Below are 6,000 nucleotides of genomic sequence, written 5' to 3' on the forward strand. Positions count from 1 at the left end.
TTGGTGAACTTGCTGGAATGGCAATATTCAAAGTGTTTTTTATATCGATGTTAAATTTTGTTTAAACTAAGTGGGAATTTTGATTTTACTTGGTGATATATTGTAGAATTGCGTCAATATTTAAAGGTATACGCTTAACCTTATGTCCAATTTCTATTTAATATTGAACCATAAACCTAAATGTAAAAGAAAAGATTGTTGAGATATGGGTGGATTGCTCCTTTTTGACCATAAATTGATCGTATTGCTTATATAATTATAAATAGTAACAAATGAAAAAGAAAATTTTAAAGATTGTTGGTGGCGTATTTTTGGTATTGATTTTACTTCTTGTTGCTGCCCCGTTTTTCTTAAAAGGTAAAATTGCGGGCATCATTAAGGAAAAGGTGAATAATAACATCAATGCTACTTTTGATTTCTCAGAGGCCGATTTAACTCTTTTCAGAAGTTTTCCCAATGCTACCGTTACTTTGGATAACATAACATTGATTAATAAAGCTCCCTTTGAGGGCGATACCTTATTTGCATCGGACAGGGTAAGCTTGGACATGTCCATTAAGGAACTGTTCAAGGATGCCAGTGAACCCATTGCCATAAAAAGTTTAATATTGGATCGCCCACTTATAAATATAAAGGTGGACAAAGAGGAAAATGCCAACTATGACATTGCTGTTGAGGATGGTTCTGCCCCGGATACTGCGTCGGATACTGCTTCATCCGAAAGTAGTTTTAACTTGTCCATGGAGTCTTACACCATTAATAATGCGGCTATAAAATATGATAACCTTTCCAGTGGCATGTCCTTTGCGGTTACAGAAATGAACCATAGCGGTAAGGGAGATCTGTCCTTGGAAAACTCTGAATTGGACACAGAGACCAGTGGTTTGGTTTCTTTTGTTATGGATAGCACGCAATATCTGAATAAGAATCCGGTTCAACTGAAGGCTCTTATAGGAGTTGACTTAAAGGAAAGCAAGTATACCTTTTTAAAGAATGAGGCCATGGTAAATCAGCTGGCCTTGGTTTTTGACGGGTTCGTGAAATTGAATGAGGACAACCAGGAGGTAAACATTAGCTTTAAAACACCTTCCTCCGATTTTAAAAACTTTTTGGCCGTTATTCCCGAAGCGTATTCCAAAGATATTGCACAGGTGTCTACAACTGGAAACTTTACCGTTGCCGGAGTATTCAAAGGGATAGTGGATGACGATCATATTCCTCAGTTCAAAATAGATATAAATTCGGATAATGCCTCCTTTAAGTATCCAGATTTGCCCAAAGCGGTCCGAAATGTATTTATAGATACCGAAATTTCAAATAATACCGGTATTACTGAAGATACCTTTGTTGATATCCGAAAGTTGTCTTTTATGATAGATGAGGATAAGTTTAATATGGTGGCCAAAATAAGCGACCTTATGGGGAATACCAAGGTAAATGCCAAGATAGATGGAAAAATGAATCTTGCCAATATTTCCAAGGCCTATCCGGTTCCTGCCGATTTAAATTTAAAGGGAATTTTAATTGCCGATATTTCTACGGCCTTCGATATGGCATCTATAGAAAACAAGAAGTATGAAAATACTAAAACTGCCGGTAACTTAAAATTGAGCGACTTTGAATATAAGTCCGAGGAATTTCCCAACCCTATTATTTTAAGAAGTACTTCGGTTACCTTTAATCCTACTACGGTAACCCTGAACAATTTAGCAGGGGCTACTGGAAAAACAGATTTTGATGCTTCTGGGACCATTAATAATCTGTTGGGATTTATGTTCAACAATGAAAACATAGAGGGTAACTTTAATCTGAAATCCAACACTTTTGCCGTTAATGATTTTATGGTGGCAGAAACCACAGAAGTTAGTGGTGGGGCAGATAAGGAGCCCTCAACTACTTCCACTGAGGAAAAAATCAAGATACCTTCCTTTTTGGATTGTACCATAAATGCCAGTGCCAATACTGTAATTTATGACAACCTTACTTTGAAGGATGTAAAGGGAACCCTGGTAATTAGGGATGAGAAAGCCATACTGTCCAATATGACCTCTTCTATCTTTGATGGTAAATTGGCACTTAATGGAGAGGTTTCCACCAAGGAGGCTACACCTACCTTTGACATGAAGTTGGGGATGAATAGTTTTAAGATTGCAGAGACCTTTAATGCTTTGGAAATGTTTAGAACACTTGCACCTATAGCTAAAATTCTACAGGGGACCTTAAATTCCGATATACAGATATCAGGAAGTTTAAAGGACGATTTTACACCCAATTTAAATACCATTTCAGGAAATATATTGGCTGAATTATTGACCGATAAAATTGATGCTGAAAGTGCCCCTTTACTTACGGCCTTGGATAGTAAATTGAGCTTTTTAAATCTTGATAAATTGAATTTGAAGGATTTGAAAACCGCATTGTCTTTTGAGGACGGAGTGGTAAAGGTTAAGCCGTTTACCATTAAATATCAGGATTTCGCCATTAATGTTGCCGGGAGCCATACTTTTGACCAAAAACTGAACTACGCCGCTACAATTGAGGTTCCAGCCAAGTATTTGGGAAAGGATATTAATACTTTAATTGCTAGGATAGATGAAAAGTCGTTGGAGAATTTAACGATTCCAATAACCGCCAATATAGGTGGAGGTTATACCAGCCCTACGGTGACTACCGACCTTACTTCCGGTATTAAAAATCTAACGTCCCAGCTGGTAGAGATAGAAAAGCAAAAATTGATCAATAAGGGGAAGGACAAGGCCAAGGATTTTATAGGTGATCTTATTGCAAAAAATCAGAAAGCTACTGACTCTACCAAAAAGGAAAACCAGGAAAAAACTCAGGATGTCATAGGAGGTCTATTGGGGGCTGCTACGAAAAAAACGGATTCTACCACAAAAACGGATACCACAACTGCAGCCAAAAAGGAGGCCCAGAAAGAAGTAGCTAAAAAAATTATTGGTGGACTTTTTAGTAAAAAAAAGGAGGAAGAAAAGAAAAAAGATAGTGTGCAATAGACCAATAAACCAAATCATAAAACAACAGCTAAGGCCATTGTTTGGAATACTATTCCTTGTAATTATATGTGCAAAGGGTATTTCACAAGATACCTACAACACTATAAAAATTGGAATGTGTTCCGATGTGCATTTGCCCACAATGCACGACTCCGAATACCGGATAAGCACTTTTATAGATAGTATGGCCAACGCCAAGCCCGATTTTATAATTGAACTGGGCGATTTTGGAACTCCTGCGGAAAAATATGCTTCGCTTTTTGATATATGGAACTCATTTCCAGGGGAAAAATATCATGTTATAGGTAATCACGAAATGGACGGAGGCTTTTCTAGGAATGAAGCTCTTGCCTATCGTGATATGAAGAGTGGGCATTATACCTTTAATAAGAACAACTTTACATTTATCGTATTGGACGGCAACGATCCAAAGAGTGAAGATGATAAAGGTTACAAACAATTTATTGGGGCATCACAGATGCAGTGGTTAAAAGATACCCTTTCAAAAGCTATATTTCCAGTGGTTATCTTTTCGCATCAAGGATTAGTTAGGCTCCCAAATACTGAAAAGGAGCCCTATGGTTTGGAAAATGATAGTGAGGTAAGGGAAATTCTGGAAGAGCATAATGCCAATAATTCTAAAAACAGAATAATCGCCTGTTTTAATGGCCATGCCCATTATGATGATGCTCAAGAAATAAATGATATTTGGTATATCACTATTAATTCAATGGCCTATAAGTGGATGGATGAAGCTTACACCCAAGTAAGGTACAGCAATGAGATAGACAAAGAATTTAAATGGATAAAATTTACGGCACCATACAAGGAACCCTTGTTTACTGTTGTTGAGATTTCTTCTGAAGGGTATATTAAAATCAATGGTAAAAAATCAGAGTGGGTAGGACCATCGCCCTGGGAACTTGGTTATCCCGAATCTTTAAGAAAGTACGTAAAACCGGAAATATCCAAGCGGGATTTACGCTTTTAGCATAAGTAAAAATTGGGATTTTTAGTTTTTCTGTTTTATTCTAAAATTCAAGGTATTGTTCTTAAAGACCTTTCAGCTGAAGTTTGCAATAGGAAGTATCCCAATTAAGTGAATTGGGATTTTTTCAATTCTAGCCATCACCTTGGTGAAATTATACCAACAGACAACCTTTGTTTTGGGTTTCCAAAATCAGGTGGTAGACAATTCCTCTTCCAAAATCGTAATCAAATCTGTTGGGCTTTTAAGGTAGGTGACCATATTATTATTAGGTTCAAAATTAATAGGGCTGCCTGAGAATAATAGGGGAGTTTTGGCCTCTGAGGATAATTTGAAGACTTTTTCTACCAAAACAGAGGCTGTGGTTGTAACAAAAAAGGTCAATAAATAGTTCGGTTTTACCAATTCCGCCATGGTTATTACATTGTCATGGGGCACATTTTGGCCAAGATAGAAAACCCTATATCCTAGCTGTTTGGCAATAAATTGGGCCAACAATAGGCCAATTTCATGGTTTTCACCTTCGGCCAGGAACAGAATTATTTTTGGGGCATTCTTTGGTGCAATGGGCAATAAATCTATAGCGGAACATATTTTTTGACGGATCAGGTTGGATACAAAATGCTCTTGAGCTGGCATAATCTTATTGATGCCCCAAAGAACACCTACCTTGTGCAGAAAGGGATATAGTACTTCGGTAAATGTAGTTAAAATACCATTTTTTAGAATCTGGGATTTGATAATGTTGTCAAATTCCTGTTCGTCCAAATTAATCATGCTCAATACCAAGGCATTCACATTAGCATCTTGGTTAGACTCGTTCAAGGCCTCTGCGACCATCTCGTGAATTTCTTCGTCCGTCATCTTGCCTATAGCAGATAAACGTACACCTTGACTTCTAAGGATACTAATGTTCAATAGTTTCTTTAATTGAGCGTCCGTATAGTACCGGATATTGGAATCTGTTCTTTCAGGAACTAAAAAATCGTATCGACTTTCCCATTTTCTTAAGGTATGTGAATTGATACCTGTTAATGAAACTATCTGCGCCATGGAATATCTGCTCATAAGACTGTCTAATAAATTATTGGGTAAAGTTAAACAAAAAATCCAGTTTAGAAAGCTTAAAATATTTTTTGTCTAATTATTTATTAAAATAAGTTGGACAGTAAAAATAAATGTCTATATTTGTCCAAGTATTAACCTAAAATAATTAGACATGAAAAAATTTGGAATTTATTTTTTAACATTATTCAGTTCTTTGTTATTGGTTGTATCATGTAGTAATGATGATGACAATGACATTATTGATGAGCCCACTTTGACAACCATTGTGGAAACGGCTCAGGACACGGACATTTTAAGTAGCTTGGTTGCTGCTTTGGCAAAGGCGGATGAAAACGCCGATTCAGATTTAATAGGAGCTTTGAGCGGCAATGGCCCGTTTACTGTATTTGCACCGACCAATGGAGCATTTACAGCTCTATTGGCCAGTCTGGATGGATTTGATAGCTTGAGCGACTTTGATACCCCAGAGAAAAGGGAAATCCTCGCTACTATTTTAAAGTATCACGTAGTGGTAGGAGCAGCGGCTACTTCTAGTTCGCTTTCCAATGGCCAAGAATTTACCACTCTGCAAGGCGAAAAAATTACTGTCAGAATAGACGGTGATGTTTATATTCAGGATCCGACCGATACGGATGCAAAAGTTGGCCCTGCTGATGTAATGGCTTCCAACGGTATAGTACATGTTATAGACAAGGTATTGGTCCCTCAGGAAGTTTTGGATGCCCTTAATCCAGAACCTTTGCCCAATATTGTGGAATTGGCAGTGGACACTCCATTTTTATCTCTTTTGGTAGGAGCTTTGGGACAGGCGGATGCCGGTTTGGTAGACCTGTTACAGACAGATGGTCCTTTTACAGTGTTTGCACCTACCGATACAGCTTTTGCAGCCCTATTGGATGCATTGGGTGACGATTACAATAGCTTGGCCGA

General features: G+C 37.6%; 4 protein-coding genes. 3 read left to right on the forward strand and 1 reads right to left on the reverse strand.

Annotated elements, in window-relative coordinates:
• Positions 1–272: 272 nt before the first annotated feature.
• Together LV92_RS00095 and LV92_RS00100 are read left to right on the forward strand one after the other, a co-directional pair.
• Positions 273–3,014: an AsmA-like C-terminal region-containing protein gene (locus LV92_RS00095; RefSeq protein ID WP_111621670.1), complete on the forward strand. Its 2,742-nt coding sequence runs from the start codon at positions 273–275 to the stop codon at positions 3,012–3,014.
• A 37-nt stretch (positions 3,015–3,051) separates the two neighbouring features.
• Positions 3,052–4,005 (forward strand): metallophosphoesterase family protein, encoded by a 954-nt coding sequence (locus tag LV92_RS00100; protein ID WP_211322909.1) that lies wholly within the window; start codon positions 3,052–3,054, stop codon positions 4,003–4,005.
• Between the two features lie 189 nt (positions 4,006–4,194).
• Here the strand turns inward: LV92_RS00100 and LV92_RS00105 are convergent, their stop codons facing one another.
• A complete protein-coding gene (locus tag LV92_RS00105) occupies positions 4,195–5,070 on the reverse strand; it encodes a MerR family transcriptional regulator (protein WP_111621671.1) in 876 nt (291 codons plus the stop codon).
• A gap of 151 nt (positions 5,071–5,221) precedes the next feature.
• On the opposite strand from LV92_RS00105, the gene LV92_RS00110 reads away from it, so the two are divergent.
• On the forward strand, positions 5,222–6,000 hold a 779-nt coding region (locus tag LV92_RS00110), incomplete at its 3' end, for a fasciclin domain-containing protein (RefSeq protein WP_146613509.1).

It is taken from the genome of Arenibacter echinorum (genome assembly GCF_003259375.1).
GTDB lineage: Bacteria > Bacteroidota > Bacteroidia > Flavobacteriales > Flavobacteriaceae > Arenibacter > Arenibacter echinorum.